This window comes from Streptomyces sp. SID1328 (genome assembly GCF_009865595.1).
Lineage (GTDB): Bacteria > Actinomycetota > Actinomycetes > Streptomycetales > Streptomycetaceae > Streptomyces > Streptomyces griseoluteus.
In genome coordinates this window covers 1-1869 of sequence record NZ_WWKH01000865.1, presented here as the reverse complement: position 1 = coordinate 1869, position 1869 = coordinate 1, and the positions used below count along the sequence as shown (strand labels likewise).

1 protein-coding gene and 2 pseudogenes are annotated in these 1869 nt (G+C 75.2%); all 3 read right to left on the bottom strand.

Going from position 1 to position 1869, the window contains the following annotated elements; translation table 11 throughout:
* A pseudogene (locus tag GT030_RS27905) lies at window positions 1–681 on the bottom strand (ATP-binding protein); the annotation flags it as partial.
* Window positions 678–1385, bottom strand: coding sequence for a DUF4255 domain-containing protein (locus GT030_RS27900; RefSeq protein ID WP_161203452.1), 708 nt, complete (start codon window positions 1383–1385; stop codon window positions 678–680). The pseudogene GT030_RS27905 and the gene GT030_RS27900, both read right to left, overlap by 4 nt.
* Window positions 1382–1869: pseudogene (locus GT030_RS27895) on the bottom strand (hypothetical protein); the annotation flags it as partial. The pseudogene GT030_RS27895 and the gene GT030_RS27900, both read right to left, overlap by 4 nt.

The window sequence follows — 1869 nt, the reverse complement described above, 5'->3', positions numbered from 1 at the left end:
GCCCTCGGGGGCACCGCCGACTGCCCGCAGGTGCACATGCCCGGTGCCGCTCCGGACCCCGGCGGCGGCCCGCCGGACCAGCGCGGGGTCGGCCGCCGGGTCCGCCGTGTGCTCCCCGAGCACGGAACCCAGGCGGGCGTCCGGCGCGGTGTCGCCCAGCAGATGCGCGGTCACCCGGTCGGGCACCGTCAACATCCGCGACAGTGGCGGCCGTTCCGGCTCCTGGACCTCCAGCAGACCGCCCGTGAGCAGCGGCGCGCCGGGGGAGAGGCGGAAGCGGGCGGGGGACAGCCCGGTGTGCCCGCACAGTTCGAGGGCCAGTCCGACCGTGGGCCGGCGCCGGGTGAGGTCGTCGTTCAGATAGCCGTAGAGCTGCTCGAAGCGGGCGTCCAGGTCCGGGGCCAGGGCGACCAGCAGCAGGTCCAGATCGAGCGGGGAGAGTCCGAAGTCCCGTGCCAGGCGGCCGAGTGGAGAGTCCGCCGCCGACCGCTCCGGCTCGGCGGCGGACGGTTCGCCGCGCGTGTCGAGGACGCGCTGGGCCGCCTCGGGGGTGAGGTACTGGCCCCGGTAGGGGTCGTCCGGGTCGGGGTCGACGGCCCGCCGCGCGGCGACCGCCTTGCGTACCCGCTCCTCCACGGTGTGCAGCCGCCGCCACAGCTCGGGTTCCACGGTGTGCGTCATGGCTGGCGGTCACCCCTCCTGCGGCGCCGGGCGGGGGCGGGGCGCCGCTCGCGGGACCCGCTGAAGCCCTCCCCGCCGGGGTCGTCGATCTCCGTGTAGCGCAGCCGGCGCGCCGACTCCGCCTCGTCCGGCAGGGAGTGGGGCACCGACCGGACGACCAGGCCCTCGGTGACCGGCGGCGCGGCGACCCGCTCGATGCCGGCCAAGGGGGCGCGTACCCGTACCCCGAGCGACGGTTTCAGCTCGCCGCCCAGCGCGGACCACACATCGGACGCGGCCGGGGCGTCCAGGCCGGTACCGCCCGCGTCCAGGCCCACGATCAGGCCCAGTTCGGCGAGCGTGCCGGTCAGCAGATGCGGCGCCAGGGTGTCCGTGGACGCCAGGGTGGACAGCACCTGGGACAGCAGCCGGTGCTCGTCCTGCGGCCGGCTCGCCCACGCAGTGATCAGATAGGTCAGCTCGAACCAGCGGGCGGGCGAGCGGCGGGCGACGACGAAGCCGTCCTCGTCGTAGATCTCGCCCGCGCTGCTGTTGCGTCGGGAGTTGTCCTCGCGGATGTCGTACAGGAACGCGTTCACCGTGGGCGCGCCGCGCCGGGCCGCCCAGTCGCTGGTCGGCGCGTCGAAGACCACCTCGACGCCCGACGCGGCCAGCCCGGACTCCTCCAGCAGGCCCCGCAGGGCCTCGTCGACCTCGTGGATCACCGGCGGGTCACCTCGTCCGGGGGCTGCACACTGCCGTTGACGACCAGGAAGTCCGTCTTCACCGGGGAGAAGCCGGGGCCGCTCGCGGTGATGGTGCGCGGGCCCGTCTGGTCCTTGGCGAGGATCAGCAGCTGCCCGATGAACGTGCCGTCCGGCAGCGGCACCGTCGGCGCGGCGGCGGCCGTGATGCCGGGCTTCCAGCGGAACCGGACCGGCACGCCCGGCGGGAAGTCCTTGCCGCGCACCGAGGTCACGAAGCCGGGCTTGCCGATCGGCGGCACGGCGACGATCTTGGGCTGGAGGATACGCAGCCGCTGCCGGGCGGAGTTGTCGCTCCGGTCGGCGTCCGTGCCGGTGGTGGTCAGGGTGCCGGTGACCTCGGCGGTCAGCGCCCTCTTCGGGCTGAGCACGACCTGCAGGGTGCTGCGGGCACCGGGCGCCAGATCGGGCAGCGCGCACAGCCAGTTCGCGTCACAGCCGGGCG